This is a genomic window from Pseudomonas coronafaciens pv. oryzae str. 1_6, from assembly GCF_000156995.2.
Taxonomy (GTDB): Bacteria; Pseudomonadota; Gammaproteobacteria; order Pseudomonadales; family Pseudomonadaceae; genus Aquipseudomonas; species Aquipseudomonas tremae.
Window position 1 is genome coordinate 3,194,578 of sequence record NZ_CP046035.1, and the last position, 15,569, is coordinate 3,210,146.

Annotated in this window: 13 protein-coding genes; 4 read left to right on the forward strand and 9 right to left on the reverse strand. The window is 53.5% G+C overall.

What is annotated here, in order from left to right; genetic code table 11:
• Positions 1–142 precede the first annotated feature (142 nt).
• Positions 143–655 carry a hypothetical protein gene (locus POR16_RS14310; RefSeq protein WP_005892773.1) on the reverse strand — a complete coding sequence of 171 codons (513 nt, stop codon included), beginning with the start codon at positions 653–655 and terminating at the stop codon, positions 143–145.
• A gap of 235 nt (positions 656–890) precedes the next feature.
• Here POR16_RS14310 and POR16_RS14315 point away from each other — a divergent pair, with 235 nt between their 5' ends.
• Positions 891–1,343 carry a helix-turn-helix domain-containing protein gene (locus POR16_RS14315; protein ID WP_005892772.1) on the forward strand — a complete coding sequence of 151 codons (453 nt, stop codon included), beginning with the start codon at positions 891–893 and terminating at the stop codon, positions 1,341–1,343.
• Between the two features lie 399 nt (positions 1,344–1,742).
• Here POR16_RS14315 and POR16_RS14320 read toward each other — a convergent pair whose 3' ends face one another.
• Together POR16_RS14320 and POR16_RS14325 are read right to left on the reverse strand one after the other, a co-directional pair.
• Positions 1,743–2,216, reverse strand: a complete 474-nt coding sequence (locus tag POR16_RS14320; protein WP_005892771.1) for a hypothetical protein — start codon at positions 2,214–2,216, stop codon at positions 1,743–1,745.
• Between the two features lie 319 nt (positions 2,217–2,535).
• The gene (locus tag POR16_RS14325; RefSeq protein WP_005892770.1) at positions 2,536–3,327 is read right to left on the reverse strand and encodes a hypothetical protein; all 792 of its coding nucleotides are present in this window, start codon (positions 3,325–3,327) and stop codon (positions 2,536–2,538) included.
• Between the two features lie 641 nt (positions 3,328–3,968).
• Between POR16_RS14325 and POR16_RS14330 the strand changes: the two genes are divergently transcribed.
• On the forward strand, positions 3,969–5,228 hold the full coding sequence (locus POR16_RS14330) for a DUF4427 domain-containing protein (RefSeq protein ID WP_005892769.1): 1,260 nt from the start codon (positions 3,969–3,971) through the stop codon (positions 5,226–5,228).
• A gap of 430 nt (positions 5,229–5,658) precedes the next feature.
• On the opposite strand, the gene POR16_RS14335 is transcribed toward POR16_RS14330, so the two are convergent.
• From POR16_RS14335 to POR16_RS14350, 4 genes are all read right to left on the reverse strand, one after another.
• A complete protein-coding gene (locus POR16_RS14335; protein WP_234887613.1) occupies positions 5,659–7,446 on the reverse strand; it encodes an ADP-ribosylglycohydrolase family protein in 1,788 nt (595 codons plus the stop codon).
• On the reverse strand, positions 7,443–8,084 hold the full coding sequence (locus tag POR16_RS14340; protein WP_005892765.1) for a DarT ssDNA thymidine ADP-ribosyltransferase family protein: 642 nt from the start codon (positions 8,082–8,084) through the stop codon (positions 7,443–7,445). Before POR16_RS14340 ends, POR16_RS14335 begins: the two co-directional genes overlap by 4 nt.
• Positions 8,081–9,496, reverse strand: coding sequence for an AAA family ATPase (locus POR16_RS14345; RefSeq protein ID WP_005892763.1), 1,416 nt, complete (start codon positions 9,494–9,496; stop codon positions 8,081–8,083). The genes POR16_RS14340 and POR16_RS14345 overlap by 4 nt, the downstream gene beginning before the upstream one ends.
• 470 nt (positions 9,497–9,966) lie before the next feature.
• A complete protein-coding gene (locus tag POR16_RS14350; protein WP_005892758.1) occupies positions 9,967–11,334 on the reverse strand; it encodes an AlbA family DNA-binding domain-containing protein in 1,368 nt (455 codons plus the stop codon).
• Positions 11,335–11,935: 601 nt separating this feature from the next.
• On the opposite strand from POR16_RS14350, the gene POR16_RS14355 reads away from it, so the two are divergent.
• A complete protein-coding gene (locus tag POR16_RS14355) occupies positions 11,936–12,844 on the forward strand; it encodes a LysR family transcriptional regulator (RefSeq protein ID WP_005892755.1) in 909 nt (302 codons plus the stop codon).
• Here the strand turns inward: POR16_RS14355 and POR16_RS14360 are convergent.
• Positions 12,830–13,609, reverse strand: coding sequence for a substrate-binding domain-containing protein (locus POR16_RS14360; protein WP_005892752.1), 780 nt, complete (start codon positions 13,607–13,609; stop codon positions 12,830–12,832). The two genes, POR16_RS14355 and POR16_RS14360, sit on opposite strands and share 15 nt — an antisense overlap.
• A 15-nt stretch (positions 13,610–13,624) precedes the next feature.
• On the reverse strand, positions 13,625–14,926 hold the full coding sequence (gene tcuC / locus POR16_RS14365) for an MFS transporter (RefSeq protein WP_024689656.1): 1,302 nt from the start codon (positions 14,924–14,926) through the stop codon (positions 13,625–13,627).
• Positions 14,927–15,175: 249 nt separating this feature from the next.
• Between tcuC and tusD the strand changes: the two genes are divergently transcribed.
• Complete coding sequence (gene tusD / locus POR16_RS14370; protein WP_005892746.1) at positions 15,176–15,568, forward strand: sulfurtransferase complex subunit TusD; 393 nt, start codon at positions 15,176–15,178, stop codon at positions 15,566–15,568.
• Position 15,569: the final 1 nt, after the last annotated feature.

The window sequence follows — 15,569 nt, forward strand, 5'->3', positions numbered from 1 at the left end:
CCAGACCCATTCGGTCAATCCAAGAGCACGAATGCCCCCCCCAATATTAGAACGCCCAAGTCTACCTAAGCTTTTTCTTAACCCTATCCGCGGCAAAATTGTATGTATCATTGGGCACTGCCAGTGAATGTGCCGACCAGCCCTACTTCGCCCAGCCCTCACCGACTTTCACACCATGAGATGACAAATCATCCAAGAGCCGTTTGCGACTCAAACTTGCCGGAATTTTGAAAATGTTCCGGTAGGCAAAATACAAGCCCAGGGGGATGATCGCCAGCCCTAACCCGAACGTGGCGATACCAGCAATGAACCCAGCTGGGATCGCTAAAACCCCGTACATGATTCCGGCCACAAATCCGGATCTTGCAAGGTCGCGGACTTCATCAAGGTCGTATTCGACCGTCCGGCCTTTGGTTTCAAAAGCAACCACCACTACTGCGGATTTACCGATGTGTTTGATAAACCAAGTTCTCGGCACATCTTGGGCCATTGCCCCCTTGCGTTCCAAGTACTTCGGAACGATCAGGTCTTTGTAATAAAAGATTCTGCCAGACTCATCCAAGAGCCTGACTTTTTTGTAAACAGTCGCAGCGGCTTGGGAAGCGTGAGCCTCATAATTCTTGATCGTCACGCTGATTTTCTTCAGATCTGACATTTGGCCTTCCTTTGTGCCTGTTCCGTTGTGCTGTGAGTTTCTATGCGTGGCATCGTCGCTTCAGCCTTGAGAGATCCGGCATGAGGTCTCGCCAGATGTCTTGACGTCGAAGGCCTAGCATCACCAAGGACGCAACAAGGCACGCAAATGATGGCTGTATGTCCGATCGAGTAAATATATAGATTTGTTCGGTCATAGGCAAACGCGGCATACCGTCAGCTTTTGAGACGGCAGAATGTCTATACATGAAGGCTTCGCTGCAGCGTTAAGATGGATACGCGTGACAAAAGGGCTTAACCAGAAAGAGGTCAGCGGCGCGGTGGCTGCGTCCCACGTCAGTCAACTCGAAGCTGGCAAAACAAGCCCAACAGTGAAGGTCGCTGGAGACCTGGCTCTTGCGCTCGGCTTGTCACCTTCTGCCCTGCTGGCTGCTGCGGCGGCCTCTGATTTGGGCGAGACGCCGAGAGCTGTACTGATGCAGGCAATTGACGAGTTGGAACGTCTTGGGCTGATCGATACGGTGCCGCCGGCGTCAGCGCAAAACACCGATAGCCCTCACCCGACCAGCGCGCGGGCTGCCCTTACGCGCTCGCAAGTCCAGGAACTGAAAAAACGGGGGTTAACCCAGGTGGAAGTCGCGAGGGATCTGGGGATTCCGAGGTCGACGGTGCAGAGGCATTGGCACTGATGTAGTTATCGTTTCCTGTGCGAGTCATTAGTGGTTTACGGCTTACCCGCTACCCGCATTGGCCTGTAATCCAGCACTCATAGCACGCTGTTAGCAGCGTAGAATACGGGCCGCTCGCTGACAGCAACGAAGACTAGGAGAAGACCAACGTGCCCAGAGCAAGCGCAATTGCCTTAAGCACCTTGACCATTTCTCAGAGCGCACTTGGCATTGTATTAACTGGCTGTTGATTCAAGATGTTAAATCCGCTTCCCGCCCACAGAGTGAGCGGCGGCCTACCCTAAACCATGCCATCCATAGTAGACAGCGCAGTGGGTGCCTGCAATTTTTCGGACTAAACATTGGGCTTGGCATCTACCAAACTTTGTCCGGCGGATTCAAGAGGTAGCGTCCCTTACTTTAAAGGCTTGGGTTGCATAATGCACTCTGCCCCCACCAAATACCCTTAGTTGCGAAATAATGGTAGAAATTACTAAACTCATGACCTATAACGATTTTCAACTGACTGATGTCTTTCTCCAGCAGCGCCACCATCTCCTCTAATCTGCATACTTCACCTTCTTTAGATCGAGCATGGGAAATCACCACGCCTAGGTAGTCCATATGTTTCTCTAGCGCCTGTGCTTGAACCCCGCCAAAACCGACTGAGAGGTAGCGATCTCGGAATGAATTAAATGGGCACAAGACGTTTCGACGCTCATCAGTCCGTTCAAGACACTCAATCAAGGCCTTAGCTCGCAACTCACCAGCCTGCGCCGCAGCCATCTGTACTCGCTCATTTTCAAGCTCGTCCCGTGCCACCCTCAGCATCTCTTCAGCGATCTGGATCTGAACAGAAATGACTTTGCTGTCCAGCTGTGGGGCTATCAACATTTTAGTTTCTCAACAGCTAAATGGTGCTCCAAGGCTATCACTAGCAGCCGCCATGAGTTCTACACAATTCGTCTTGGTGAACCTGTAGCCGTGAGCTATGCCTGGGCCAAGAGCAAGCTAAACCGGTTGGCCGTCGGTCTAAGCACAAACAGGCAGGCGCAAAGACTTACCCCGTTAAGTGCGGCCGTCGTAAACCCAGCCACCGGCTATGCCGTTTCTTTGTCGTCCGACCTCATCCTAATGCCTGCGACCTGCCGGATTAAGCACGCCGCCTTTCATTTGTCATCAAATGCTGGGAGCTTACACCGATATCGGCCGGCTATCCGAATGAGCCCTCACCGGGACAAAGAGATAAGTCGCGGGCAAAGTAATAGTCGTGGCTGGCGTCAATGGCAGCCCGGTTGACGCGCGCCACCTCCTCAATCTTAAGCCGCTCCAGCGGTTTCGGAGGCTTGGTTGACCCATACCGCAGGCACACTGTCGGACTAAGCGGCACTATTGGCATGCGCTTGGCGTTGTCCGGCACAATGAATTCTCCTTCCTCTGCGCACAGGATATTCCAGTTAAAGCCCCCCATCGCGCTCGCCGTCCTCACAAGCTCCAATTTGATGTTTGGACTGGCCAGAAACCTGCCGGCAATGGTGTAGTCTTCTCGGATCGTACTGATGCCCTGCTGCTCCAAGTACTCCTGTTCGTCCTTGGTATATACACGAAAAAGCCCGACCACATTCTTTTGGTCGATGGCCTGATCCTTAACCCTGTTCTGCTTGTGGATTGCGCGGATGTTCCATAGACAGTAAAATTCATTCATGATGGTTATTTCGGCTTCGCAAAAAGACACGAGCCCATCATCGAGTATTCGACCAGCAAGTGCCTGAAATTTGTCTTCGATCTGTTTCATGAAGCCCGTCTCCGCCTGGTGATCCCAAACTCTGGCAGCGCAGAAAAGCTCATTTGATGGTTTTACCCGGATTGCTTTGTGTGCAACTTTTAGGAACAGGTCAACGTTGCCTTTCTTTCCGGCGAAACGAGCGATGCTGGTTTTAGGAAATGTATGCTGTTTGGCAGTAAGACGGTACGGATTAACCTTCTGAGTAGGTTCGTAAGTCACAACTTCATCCTTATGCAGCCCTAGAGGCCCGTAAACTAACGATTGGCCATTTTGAAAAGAAGAATGGGTACTTGACTAGGTAATATAATAATTACTTTTGATGATAAATCCCCCAAGCTTGAATTCAGCCTCAGGAGCCAAGCTCGATTGTACTTGATAAATCGGTGTCGAGATGGGGGCCGAAATAAGGAATTGGTAGAAAATCCTCACAGCAGCTAGGGCACTTGTGCCACCTCCACTTTTTAGGTGAGTGTAATGAGTTCCCCAACGGATTCGGACACCATTTAGCTTGATATCGAGTTCAACACCTATCCCGCCTGTCTGGGCATGATTAAGCCCACGCTCTTGAAAAATTTGGCAGAACGCCTACGTCTCCGAGACGCTCGATAAGCACGACAAATGCGTCAATGAGAACTTCGAAGTGACGTAGTGGCGGAGCGATGACGGAAGAATAGACCGCACTTCCTCCTTGAGCACATCTCGTTCAGCCTAGGCTGCTTTCATAATTCAAGATTCGGTAGGCGTCGTGCCCGCTTGATACCGTTGGAGGTTGAACAGTGCCTTAGGTCGCAATGGATCTATTGCAGTAAGCAAGTCCTCTGCTACGCTGGTTTGACCGAAGCATAACCTCAGGATGCACAATGCTGAATAACATCAGATTTGATCTTTCTGACTACCTTATCCATTTTTTCAGGGACGTCGACCAAGCGAGCTCTGAGGGCATCCTTTTTCCAGAACACGCCCGATTTAACAATATCGCCGAGTCTCAGGTACTAGATTCTTTGTTCCTCATGCGCTGCGCGCTGCGTCACCACAAGATCTTCGCAACCTGGTCGTACCGAAATGAACGCCCAACGATTTACGGTCGCTCTCCTGCGGTCTGCTTCACTGATATGCCGCTGGCTGCGTTTGTTCAATCGAGCAACGAACGTCTAGCGCGCGGAGAAAACGTTGGTCGATACGCCTTCATGATTCCAAAGGCTGCAATGTTCGGTCTGGGTGCTCGTCCGGTTATCTATGGTTTAAGCCAGGACGCCAGAGAGCGCCAAGACACCGCTCCTTTCAGGATCATTGAAATCGACCGTCTCCCCTTGGCAGAACAGTATCGCTACGTTGCCTATAGCATCGCGGACGACCGAACTATTGACTGGACGCATGAGCGTGAGTGGCGTTGGCCTTATCGAGGTACTCAGTCCCACTTTGACCCAGAAGATCAGGGCTCCCTGGTCGAAACTTTAGGGGAAATACCGGGGCTCGACTTTGGACACACGAGCGTCAGCGGGATGGGCGTATTAGTACAGGATCAGGAAGATGTGCCGAGAATCGTGCATGACATCTTGACCTTAGTGGACGCCGAGATCATCCATAGGTCGATGTTTCGTTTTGTGATACCACTATGCGCCGTTGAACAGCAGGGTGACATTCGAGATCCGAATCGAGTGTCAGATCTTATCAACAAGCACTCGATTGACTTGGCGCCCTACTTCTCTATTTCCGAGGAGCGCGCAAACGAGATCAACGCTAGGGTCGACGCCATCATCGAAACGATCTTTGCGCCAGTAGATCATCAAGAAGCGGATGGAGATGATGGGTACGGAAAATCCTGGGTGTGGATTCCAGACAACGGCTCGGAGCTGGTCAGAGCGTTGCTAGCTACCAACAGGGTTATTGTCAGCACCGAAGGCCGCTATCTATTGGATATTGCCAACTTCGACTCATTTCCAGAGGGATTTGCGGAGCATTATTGCAAGAAGGTTGCGCAGGCCTTGGCCATTGAGTTTCAGGTCAATGCCACCTACTTCACCGTGCGAGATAGCCTAAGATGTGACGGCATACCTTTCTATACGAACTTCCATGATGACGACCATCCGTTCTATAACAGTACCAAGCTTTACGAATAGCAAATGCTGTATGGGGCGGTCTCACGCGAGAGCGCCCTACTCCTCCCGATCCACCTTGCCACATCAGCGCTATACATCCTCTACGTACCCAAGCACTAGCCTCTCGCTAGGGCCGAACATGTACTCATGTCTCGGCCAATGATGAGTACGAGCAGCGGCCGGTCGTAGACTCGTTCAACCTAGCATGCACATGCTACGGTTCACCAGCAACCTAAGCCAGAGCGGTGTCTAACGCCAAGGCAGCAGCCTGAATCGATACGGATGCAGAAAACGGCACAAAAAACCTTCCATCCCTGCCCTGCCCTGCAAATGCAAACGGCACCAGCCACCGGCCGGGCCGCCTCGATTGCTGGCTTCGGTAAGGCACCTACGCCCAGTCCATGCTGAGCGTCCGGCATTCCATAGGTGCCGTAGATACCCCAAATAACCGTTAAGAGTGCTCCTTACGCTTATGGCGAAGACGGACGATTCTGGCCTTGGCAATTATTGAAGTGTAAGCTACGGAGAGATACACACCATTGGGAAGCTCTGCCAAGTCGAGCAGGTGCTGACCAATCATAGTCGGGTCAAATGTCTTGATTGCCTCATTTGTCAGGGCATCTAAGTCGGGAGCCTGTGTATCCACTTCCCCCCAGCTTTCGAGCTCGTCAGTCTGCGCAGGAACCTCGGACTCTTGAGGCGCCCGCACTTCACCAACAGGATCCGCTCGCCTCACTGCAGGGCTAATTACAGCAGCCTCTGAATGGCTAAATCGCCCGAGCGCTGCCATTTCTTTTTTCTCTACTGCGGGCTGGGGTTCGTCGAACATATCGGCTGTATTGCTCGAAGGGCGAGTTGCGCGCCGGGTATCTCCCGCAGGCACATTCTCGCTGCCTGTAAGGCCAAGGCGATGACGGATCAGGACAGTCTGGCCCCAATTACCAGAGAACCACTGCCAGGCAGTAGCTTTTTGCTTGCCAGAGTAGACGTTACCGAGTGGGACTACTTTGCCCAGGCCGTGCAGCTCCAAGCCCGTAAGAGTTTCAGCTAGCGAATCAATTACCGCCCTCGGCACCTGCCAATAGAGCATGTCAGGGTACGTAAAGCTTTCGGCGCGCGTGCCTTGGCTTATTGCGTAAAGGCGTTTCGCTTCGAATTGTATGTACGTTTCATCCTGGATCTCACCTAAATACTTGGACTCCGGATGCGCAGCCCCGATCAGGGCGCCTGCCATCGTGGCGATCGTATCAGTGTCGCTGTTAAACAGATTCACGACCTGTTCAATGATCTCCTGAGACCCTACACGCTGGCCTAAAAGCGCTGCAACGTTGGCAAATAGCGCACACTTTAATCCAGAGCCTCGCTCTTCGTTACTCAGGCCCTTATCACCGGAGACGATTGAGACATAAATCTCTGCCGGCGACAAAGATCCGTTCCCCAGCCAGTTCACAGCACTGCGCACCGAGGTTTCCCATTCCGCAGCCACCTTATCGATCGCGCTCTGGAGCGATTGATTACTAGCCTTCTCCCAGGTAGGTGCCCAGAAAGTCGCCAGCTCCGAATCACTCCTGATCAGAGAAGGAATGCTTTTGATATCGTCAGTGAACTGTAGCCACTCGACCTCGCTCGGGACTCGATTGAATTCCAGAACGTAGGCCAAGGATACGGCGTGCACCACGGCCCCCGCGATGCCGCGCATGTGTCCATGGGTACAAACGGCGTTGCGAATTACATCGACCAGATACGACGGCTTGTTACCGAGATCTGAGGCAGCCCACACATGAGGTTGAACACGCATTGCTGCGCCGTTACCTCCGCCGTTTTCATACCCTTTGAAGAAATTGCTGAACCAGTTTGTGCTTCTATTGCAAAGCGAACTCGCTGCGGCTTTGCTTCCTCGTCCGGCTCCCAATGCGTAAACCAGCCAGATAGGTAGCTCGATCTTGGCGAATGCTTCAACGTCGAAGTAGCCTTGTCCAGAAATCGCGCGACTCGTTGATAGGCGAAGCTGAGTATCGTCGGAGTATGCCCCGGCCGGCAGAGATACCTGCGCACCGAATCTCCCACCAACAAGACGTTTCCATTGTTCAGTGCGCGTGGCACGTGGATGGCCCAATCGTTCCTTGACGAGGTTTTCGGAAGCAAGCTCCGTTGGGAACCCTAGAGCGTCACCGTAGGCCGCCCATAGCGCCGAGGAAATTGTGCGTTTCAGCCTATTTTCTGACATTGCTTCGCTCACCTGATACCTTCAAACAGCTCTGGTCTAACCACGACTTCCACTTGGGGGTGCCTCGTTGCAGCCATCTGGCCTGCAAGCTCATCGGTATCATTGTCGCAACGCACGTATATGCGTTGCAAATAATCTGTCGAAAGCTCTTGCGGGTACAGGATCTCGGCTTGGTAGCACGTGGGGAGATTGCTCGGATGATCAGCAGGGCGACGTACGTAATTTGCTTGATACTGATGGGTCGTCGGCTGAAAAACAGCCTCCAAGCCCTCCACCCCGCACGCACGTTTGACCCCCGTATAGATATTGTTGGTCGTAGTGAACCAGACATCATCATGGAGCATGATGCTCGGTGAGAAATCGAGGATGCACCAGAAAAAATCTTTTTCCTTGTGCCAGCTACCCGAGCAGGTTTTGAAAAAGGCGGTGTTGATTTGGCTGATAGAAAGATTCGCATAGTCTAGCCAAGCTACGTCCTTGTCTCGAAACCGTGCGTTTGGCTGAAAGATATGCTTGAGCTGCTGATCTGCATTCAAACGCTGGCGGGATTTGAGCGCGCGCGAGGCGAAAACCCCTAGAGCCCCACTATTGCTAGTGAAATGGAGTATGGACTCGATACCTCGTTCTGCGGTCAAGAGCTGGATGGTCATACGTCTCTCCCTTCATATAAATCGTCGTCCACAAAATGCATGATGTCCGGCGTATCGGAGGGCTTGAATCCAATCAAAACGCTTTCTCGCGCCCGCCCCACCCCCATGGCAACCAGACGGCGAAGGCGCGCGGAGGGTTCGTGCTCGGCCACGTCGATTTGATCCTCATCATCAGGCACTTCCACGCGGAGTACGGATCCGTCCAAGCCAATCATGATGACGTGATCGAACTCTAGCCCTTTGCTGGAATGAAGGGTACACAAGGCGATGTTTTCTGGGCCTTCCGGCCAGATTGGAGAACCGGTCAGACTAACGAATGGAAAGCCTGCTCGGTTCAATGCTGGGATCAAATCCCTGAACCAGCCCTTGTAGTGTAAAAACGCCACAGATTGCTCAGTGAGGTCAATGCCCCGAAGAAACTGAATGGCCCCACGAACCTGATTGAGATACGACCCCCTCAATACGATCGGCTTAGAGCCATCTGCTCGTGCACTGGCATAATTGGGCATCGTCCCATTGTCATCGATTGGAAGGCCTGAGAGCATGGCGCTGGCGAAGCGAGCAATCTGGCGAGTGTTCCGGTAATTGGTCTGCAGTGTGTGGCTTTTCTCCGGACGCAGGTTTACCCCAACCTCGACCCAAGAAAAATTGCGGGCGTAAATACGTTGCGCGCTATCTAGAACGAAGGTCACGGAAGCATCTGCGGAACGCTGATTGAGCACAGCGCGTATCTCGTTGGCCGAAAAATCCTGAGTTTCGTCCACAACGATCACGTCATACTGTTCAACCTGAGTGTTGGATAGCTCGCATGCCAAGTCGCCCCAATCTACCCTGCCGCTTTCCTGCTTGAAATTGAGGTATGGGCGAATGACGCGATCGAGAAGCACCTGTCTAGCAGGTTTCTCCATGCGCGGCGTCACACCGCGACCATCTCGACGCGCAGAAAGATAGTCGTCCAGATCAGCGATGGGGAATCGACCCAGAACATATTGGGCTTCTTCGACTGCGAATTCAGAGTCAAGGCCTGACAGAGTCGCCAGCGAACCAAGATGCGCAGACGCTTCGTCAAGATCCAGGATGTTGCGCGTATCCGTTAGATTCTGCGCCCATTTGTTGAAGGTGGCGATTTCGAGCGATATCAACGGTTCTCGGCCAAGCTGCCTTTGTGTCAGTTCGTTGATGTAGCCTCGTAGCGTTCTATTGAACGTCAACACCAGGACTTTCACCGGCCGCGGTTCAGCCTGACGCCGAGCACGGTTAAGATAAAATGCCACGCTGGTACGCAGCTTTAGCAAGGCGGTAGTCGTCTTACCGCTGCCTGCAGCACCCCGGATTACATCAACCCCAGAGGTGACCCGAGAAAAAAGGGCAAGCTGCTCTGCAGTCGGTACAACGTCAATAAGCGCCTTCATCCGCCTAGTCCTTCCATGGTAAAAATTGGATCCTACCATCAAATGATGGCTTACTATGACGTATCGCAATATTTCGCTAATCCGACTTTATGATGCCTAACTGAACGAATTTTAAGTCGTTCATTTTGAACCAAGACTCAGCGCAGGGTAGTTGGAAAAAATCGGGCTCTACTGAAAAGCTGGCGCCTCGTTCGGGTGGTCGGTGAGGGTTTCGACGACCACTGGGCTGAAGCTGATGGATGCCAAACCGATGCATGTAGCGCAGCCGTCTAGGTCGATCAAGGAACCCACCAGTTGAGCCTGGAGCGGCCAACTTTCGTCATTGACGCTGGGCGAAGCTCATCCAGATAATGCGCTAGGAATGGCGGAACAAGACCCATTCATCAAAGCTGGGCACCTGCCTCAGCGTACTACACGTGCTCGGATCCACGTGCTCAACTTTAAGCTTGAATACAGCCCCTGAGTTCATTTCAATTACGTTTCAGCAGTCGGTTAACCTCAATCTCAATCTCATCGGATTTCAGCTCGAAACCAGCAAAGCTTCCAAACAACCTTGAGATAGCGCGCTGAGCGTAAGGAGCAATACTGCTAGCTGGAGTATCAGCCGGCACCTCGACATAGCTTTCGATGGAGTCTTCACGGGTTTCGTGATGTGGCGAATAGAAGCCGTTATCAACCCAATGATCAATATGGCGTCCGCGCAAGCCGTTCCAGCGAAACATGAGGCCAAGCTTGGCATCAGCGCCGAAATCCAATGCTTCCGCGAAACGAAGGCCCACCGCGATGACTTCGGCCACAAAATACACTGCTAAGCGCGGATCTAAGGCAGTACATGGTTTTACCTTAGAAGTCAGATCGTCCCGCAATATTCGTGATTGGTAGAACTGTCCTTGCGCATGCATACGATAAAAATCAAGGTGCTCGCCACTCGAACTAACGACTAAGGATTCCCATGCAGTTTCCCGCTTGTAGGGCCGGTCATCTGGATTGCGGAAGCCTGAAGTCACCAGCCAGGCAGGCCATGTGGTGTACTGAGGGTTAGCGGATTCAACCTTTGCCAAGAAGTCCTTGGTGGAGTCCTCGATGTCCTTGGGCGGATCGAAAACCAAGCCGACTTCCCAAATCCCCCTTTGCAAAAGTACTTGGGCAGAAGCATCCAGTTTGCGTGTCTCGATTGACAGTTCGCGCGAACGTGCACCTTCCTGGAGGACTGAGCGCGCGCGATCTTCAAGGGTTGAGCTTCTAAGTGCCAAGCTGAAGTTATTCGCTCCCTCGTTACCCAGCTGGCGTCTGAGAAATCGGCCAATATCAGCCTCTCGATTATCAAAACAGATCTCTAGAAGATCGCGCCAGTCAGCTGCTTTGATTGCGGACGTACTGGGGGTGCCATTCGAACCGAGGGTGCGAAAGTAGATAGTATTTTCCCGTATTAATGGTTTTTTGCGATCCGGCCCATGCAGATCTTTCGTTGCAGCTGCAGGTACCGTTACCCCTTGAGGTACAGCAATCACCGGATACAGCAGCCCTTGGAGCTCTACGAACCCTACCTTTATCTCGATTGAAATTGACGAATATTTTGAAACGATGCCCTGAATTACATCGACGTGAAACGATGCCTTTACATCATCCGAGGCCCCCTGCATATCTGGGAGTAGGGTTTTGTTGTCGAACCCTATGATCAAATAACCGCCATTGCGGTTGTACAGGGCTATAACGGCTTTGGTGATCTTGGCGACGCTTTCATCTGCCTTGGGATCAATCCACGTTTTGATTTCAACGTTTAAACCTTCGGAAAGTCGGCTCACCAAACTGTCGAGTCGAGCTTTTGAAATGTCCATGGTAACCCCTCGAATTGGAAGCAGACTGGCGGATGGCGATCACACCTTGGTCTAGGTAGCATCGCAAAGTCTGTCCACCAGCAGCTGGGAAAATACCCTAATCCTAGCGCACTCTAGCTCATGAAATTAATCCACTAGTTATCTATCATCAATTCATGGGAGCAATATTCGGGGAAGGTATCGTTCACGCCTGTACTGCTGCATCATGGGAGTATAGGGGCTTCCTCCGTGATCCTCTCGATTAATGGTTAGCATGCAACCGGCTGCATGCTGCGGAGAGTAATTCCTCTTCCCTGAAAAGCCCGGTTTTGTTATGCTTTACACATAACTAAGTGAAGGGATTGAGTCCTGAAAACTAAAGTGATATAGGGGCTACCTTGTATAAGGGTTCGAATCTCTATGCCTCCGCCATATTAAAAAGCGCAAAGCCCTGATTATTCAGGGCTTTGTCGTTTCCGGGGTTTGGTCGATGTGCCAGGTGGCGTGAACTGGAAGCCGGCGTATCGAGGTGCAGCAGGTACACGCACTACGCGGCTTCAAGGCCTGGCCGGCCCGGTCTGATATATTGATGCCCCCCACGTATCAATAACCTGGCCAGGCAATGCCCATCAATTTCGACCTCAACGACCTCCAGGCATTTCGCGCGGTGGTCGAGAACGGCAGCTTCCGCAAGGCAGCGGATACCGTGCAGATCACCCAGCCTGCACTCAGCCGTCGTATAGAAAAGCTTGAGTCCGCGCTGAATGTGAAACTGTTCGAACGCACCACGCGCAAGGTCAGCCTGACCACCGTCGGCCGTGCCTTTCTGCCGCAGGTCGAGCGAATTCTGGACGATCTGGATATTGCCTTGATGACCATAGGCGAGCTCGGCTCGACCAGGATGGGCAACGTCACCATTGCCTGCGTGCCGTCAGCCGCCTACTACTTCATGCCTACTGTCATCAGCGCGTTCCATGAGCTGTTCCCGAAGATCAGAATCAGGGTAATGGACGCCAGCGCCAATGAGGTAAACAGTGCAGTTGCCTCTGGCGAGGCGGATTTCGGAGTGAGTTTCAGCGGCAACCTGGCCCCGGAAGTAGAGTTCGAGCTGCTTCTGCAGGAGCGCTACGTGATGGCCTGCCGGCGCGATCACCCGCTCGCCGGTCAGGAAAGCGTCAGCTGGGAACAGATGTATGGCCACGACTACATTGCTCTGGACATCACGTCGGGTAACCGGCTTGTGCTGGATCAGGCGCTGGCATCTTCGCGACCGCACAAGGAAAGCATCTGTGAAACGCGGCATGTCACAACCATGATCGGCCTCGTGGAGGCCGGGCTTGGCGTGGCAGCGGTGCCGTCGATCGCCATGCCAATGACCGCTCACCCGTTTCTGGTCAGCGTGCCATTGGTCGCACCTGAGGTGGTCCGCAATGTCGGGCTTATCAAGCGCCGCGGGCGAACATTGACGCCCGCTGCGCTGGAGCTGGAGCGACTGGTGCGAAAAATGCCGTCTCGATCAATCGGGAACTGAATCCAGCCCCGTCGACTGCACGGCAGCCTGCGCTTCAGGTGATGCCAGATACTTCAGCAACGCTTTCGCCTGCTTCGGATGCTCGGCATTGACCGGAATGCCGGCGGCATAACGCGTAACCGACTGGACGTCTTCCGGGATCTTTGCCACGAATGTCACACCGGGAATCGGCAACAACTCGGCAACCTGCTGAAAGCCCAGCTCGTAGTCGCCTTTCGCGACCACAGAGGCGACTGGAATCCGCTCGACCATTTTGCTCTTTGGCGCCAACTGTTGCTGAATGCCGAGCTTTTTGAACAGTTCCTTCTCGATGTACATGCCGCTGGCGCTGTCAGAATACGCAACCGAGCGGGCTTTGAGCAGCGTGTCTTTCAGTTCGCTATCGGTTCCGATCGAAGGCTTGGCAGCGCCCTGCTTCACGACCATGCCGATACGTGAATCGGCCAGTTCGACCCGCGATGCCGGATCTACTTTACCCTGCTTGATCAGATCATCCAGCGCATAGCCGACCATGATCACCACATCGGCATGCTCACCTCGGGCCAGACGGTTTGGAATCGCCTCGGGTGCCTTGCCCATTGACGGGCCGAGAATGGTGTCCAGAGTGTCACCCGAAGACGCCGCGTATTGAGGACCAAGCAACGTGTAAGCAGCGGTAAAGCCACCGGATGTCATGACCTTGAGTTCTTCAGCCTGAGCCGCCGCGCTGGCAGCTATGCAGCCCAGAAACAACAGTGCCAGTGAGTGTTTATGCAACATTTTCATATTCATTTTCCTTTATTACACAGCCAATTGCGGGCGAGCTGAAATGTGCCGGTACAACGCCAGGGTTGCGCCCAGCGCGCACAGCGCGGCAAACGTCATCCAGTAGGCAGGCGCAGCCTTGTCTCCGGTCAAATGGATAAGCCAGGTCGATATGGCCGGGGTAAAGCCACCAAAAACGGCGGTCGCCAGGCTGTAGGCCAGAGAAAACCCGGCTACGCGAACCTCTACCGGCATGATTTCAGTCAACGCAGGAATCATTGCGCCGTTATACAAACCGTAAAGGCACGAGAACCACAGCAGCACTTCCAGCATATGACCGAAGCTTGGTGCCTGCGCGAGAAAGGACAACGCCGGGTAGGCACTGACGATGGTCAGCAACGTCATTGCCACCAGCAATGGCTTGCGCCCGAAACGGTCGCTCAGCATGCCGCCAATGGGCAGCCAGATGAAATTGGACACACCGACCAGCAAGGTCACCAGCAGCGCATCGGAGGTGCTCAGGTTCAGCACGGTTTTGCCAAAGGTCGGCGCGTAGATAGTGATCAGGTAAAACGTGGTGGTGGTCATTGCAACCATCAGCATCCCTGCGATCACCACACGCCAGTTTTGCAACAGCGTCGCAAACACTTGCCGCATGGTTGGACGGTGAGAACGGGTCGCAAACTCTTCGGTTTCCTGCAGGCTGCGGCGCAGTATGAAAATGAACGGAATGATCAGGCAACCGATGGCGAATGGAATTCTCCAGCCCCAGTCTGCAACAGCGGCAGGTGCCATCCACTGGTTGAGGCCGTAACCCAGCGCTGCAGCAACGACGATCGCCACCTGCTGGCTGCCTGACTGCCAACTGGTGTAGAACCCCTTGCGGCCCGGTGTGGCCATCTCGGCCAAGTAGACAGACACCCCGCCCAACTCGGCCCCTGCGGAGAACCCCTGCAGCAACCTTCCCAGCAAAACCAGCGCTGGCGCCCAGAGTCCGATGCTCGCGTAGCCGGGCACCAGCACAATCAGCAGCGTGCCACTGGCCATGATCGACAGGGTCACGATCAAGCCTTTGCGGCGGCCGACATCATCTATATAGGCACCCAGAATCACCGCACCCAATGGACGCATCAGGAAGCCCGCGCCGAAGACCGCGAACGTCATCATCAGTGAGGCGAATTCACTGCTCGCGGGAAAGAAGGCAGAGGCAATTTGAGTGGCGTAAAAGCCGAACAGGAAAAAATCGAACTGCTCGAGAAAGTTGCCTGAAGTAACGCGGAATACTGCTCCGGCCCGGGATCGGGCAGACGCGGTTTGTCGAGGGGTAGAGCCTTGCATGAATGTTCTCCAGCGATCTTATTAGAGTGCTTGTCAGCGCTTGTGATCGAGGAGTCTGCCGGACACACTTTGAAACGATAAGTGCTATGTTTTCATCGATTGATGTCTAACCGTTATCAATCAGTGAAAGGCCGATGTGCCCATGTAGCAGGCCGGTCGCTATACAAATGTCTCTCCTGAGCACGCCAAACTCACACGCTCGGCCATGAATTCTTTATCATTACGCATGTTTCGTTGGCAGAGCCGATCATGAAATTCGCCATCTCGCTTTTTTCCGCCGCCCATGCGCCCTCCTCGCGGCGTGCCTTGCTGTTTGCCAACGCCGTGCTTGCAGGCGGGCACGAAATTGTCCGGTTGTTTTTTTATCAGGACGGCGTACACAGCGCGTCGGCCAATGCCGTGACGCCTCAGGACGAACAGGATATGGCGCTGCAATGGCGTGATTTCATCGTCGAGCATGATCTGGATGGCGTGGTATGCATTGCTGCAGCGTTGCGCCGCGGTGTGCTCGATGCTCAAGAGGCCGAACGTTACCAGCGGCCAGCGGCGAACCTGCATGAGCCTTGGCAATTATCCGGCCTGGGTCAGTTGCACGATGCAGTGCAATCGGCTGATCGCCTGATCTGTTTTGGAGGGCCGTGAA

What these genes read in the sequence shown, in the direction of transcription:
- POR16_RS14310 (WP_005892773.1), bottom strand. Translation starts at nt 655, where the DNA reads ATGTCAGATCTGAAGAAAATCAGCGTGACGATCAAGAATTATGAGGCT.
- POR16_RS14315 (WP_005892772.1), top strand. Translation starts at nt 891, where the DNA reads ATGTCTATACATGAAGGCTTCGCTGCAGCGTTAAGATGGATACGCGTG.
- POR16_RS14320 (WP_005892771.1), bottom strand. Translation starts at nt 2,216, where the DNA reads ATGTTGATAGCCCCACAGCTGGACAGCAAAGTCATTTCTGTTCAGATC.
- POR16_RS14330 (WP_005892769.1), top strand. Translation starts at nt 3,969, where the DNA reads ATGCTGAATAACATCAGATTTGATCTTTCTGACTACCTTATCCATTTT.
- POR16_RS14340 (WP_005892765.1), bottom strand. Translation starts at nt 8,084, where the DNA reads ATGACCATCCAGCTCTTGACCGCAGAACGAGGTATCGAGTCCATACTC.
- POR16_RS14345 (WP_005892763.1), bottom strand. Translation starts at nt 9,496, where the DNA reads ATGAAGGCGCTTATTGACGTTGTACCGACTGCAGAGCAGCTTGCCCTT.
- POR16_RS14350 (WP_005892758.1), bottom strand. Translation starts at nt 11,334, where the DNA reads ATGGACATTTCAAAAGCTCGACTCGACAGTTTGGTGAGCCGACTTTCC.
- POR16_RS14355 (WP_005892755.1), top strand. Translation starts at nt 11,936, where the DNA reads ATGCCCATCAATTTCGACCTCAACGACCTCCAGGCATTTCGCGCGGTG.
- POR16_RS14360 (WP_005892752.1), bottom strand. Translation starts at nt 13,609, where the DNA reads ATGAAAATGTTGCATAAACACTCACTGGCACTGTTGTTTCTGGGCTGC.
- tcuC (WP_024689656.1), bottom strand. Translation starts at nt 14,926, where the DNA reads ATGCAAGGCTCTACCCCTCGACAAACCGCGTCTGCCCGATCCCGGGCC.
- tusD (WP_005892746.1), top strand. Translation starts at nt 15,176, where the DNA reads ATGAAATTCGCCATCTCGCTTTTTTCCGCCGCCCATGCGCCCTCCTCG.